Below are 1,297 nucleotides of genomic sequence, written 5' to 3' on the forward strand. Positions count from 1 at the left end.
AATACAGTTGCATACGCATTAATTATAATATCTCTCGTTTCTGAGAGATATCACCATGAAGTATCACGAAATGACCAAAAACTTTGTTTTTCGTGAATTTGAGTGCAAATTAAGTGAAGAAGAGACCGCTAAACTTTGTTTTAGAAGTGTGACCGTGGTCAAGGGTTGGGATAAAGGAAAAGAGATACCAAGAGAGTGTAAGCGGCTAATGAGAATGGCGAAAGGCCGCGAACTCAGTTCATGCACAACCTGGGAGCAATTCAAAATGCACTATAACAGAATGGAATTGCCGACAGGGCAGCTTGTAACACCCCAAGAAATTTTAGCCGGTATAGCATTGTTAGAAATTGAGGCGGTCAACGATGTGAAAACACTATCTAAGCTACTTAAATTCGCAAGAGCAATCAGTAAAATAAAGGAATAAATTAGCCCCGCAAGGGGCTTTTATTTTTCATTTAGCCGATTTGCTCATTAAATAAAAAGGTAAAATCAACAATGCGATAGATAGGCCGTAAAAAATAGGGAGTAAAGAAACACTCATGCCAGCTTGAAGAATAACGCTATCACCCGTGGCATCTGAAAAAGTTCGTATAAGCCCGATAATCCCACCCAAGATCCCGCTAAAAATTAAAGAATAAAAAGCACAATGAATTGCAGTAGTTTTAGATTCAAACCAGCCAACAACAAAAGCTAGAAGACTAGGGATAGCCACAATTAAAAAGCTGCTCAAATCTATAAATTGCAATACATCACCAAGAGATGCTATTTCATTTATGATAAGAAAAGTACCAACTACATATAAAATTTTGATCAATTTACTAATCATATTTACCACCAAAAACCGTACATAAGACTATCGGGGTTACGTGGCAATCGAAGCATAGAATCTCTATCTTGCATGTAACGCCTTACAAAATTTCGTTGCTTAGCTCCTGCTGATGGTAAATCACTAATTGCAGCAATTAACCGTTGGACTTGAGGATCGCTAATTTGCTTTCCATTCTCCAACGCCTCATGAAGCTCAGGAACAAGCACCTTATACAATTTATTGGCAGCATTTTTATCGGACACACGACCATAGATTTGCTCTATAGCACTCCTAATTAATGATGATGGCATAATACTCTCAGCAATAAAGTTCATAACAAGTCGTAATCATAAAAGAAATCTGACCAATATTGCCCAAAGAAACACACAATATTGAACCAAGATCACCACAGGCAACTTGTAACAGAAAAACATTTTAAGAGCAAAATCACCGCTAAGACTGATAGTTAGGTGGAAAGTACCCCCGTAG

The 1,297-nt window shown here is 37.7% G+C and carries 3 protein-coding genes; 1 reads left to right on the forward strand and 2 read right to left on the reverse strand.

Annotated elements, in window-relative coordinates; translation table 11 throughout:
- The first annotated feature begins 55 nt into the window (after nt 1-55).
- Nucleotides 56-424 carry a phage protein gene (locus tag PL85_RS16090; protein WP_115339774.1) on the forward strand — a complete coding sequence of 123 codons (369 nt, stop codon included), beginning with the start codon at nt 56-58 and terminating at the stop codon, nt 422-424.
- A gap of 27 nt (nt 425-451) precedes the next feature.
- On the opposite strand, the gene PL85_RS16095 is transcribed toward PL85_RS16090, so the two are convergent.
- Together PL85_RS16095 and PL85_RS16100 are read right to left on the reverse strand one after the other, a co-directional pair.
- Nucleotides 452-826 (reverse strand): MotA/TolQ/ExbB proton channel family protein, encoded by a 375-nt coding sequence (locus PL85_RS16095; RefSeq protein ID WP_115339775.1) that lies wholly within the window; start codon nt 824-826, stop codon nt 452-454.
- 2 nt (nt 827-828) lie between these two features.
- Entirely contained in the window at nt 829-1,143 is a 315-nt protein-coding gene (locus tag PL85_RS16100) for a hypothetical protein (RefSeq protein WP_234826564.1), read from the reverse strand.
- Nucleotides 1,144-1,297: the final 154 nt, after the last annotated feature.

This window comes from Vibrio anguillarum, assembly GCF_001989995.2.
Classification (GTDB): Bacteria; Pseudomonadota; Gammaproteobacteria; order Enterobacterales; family Vibrionaceae; genus Vibrio; species Vibrio anguillarum.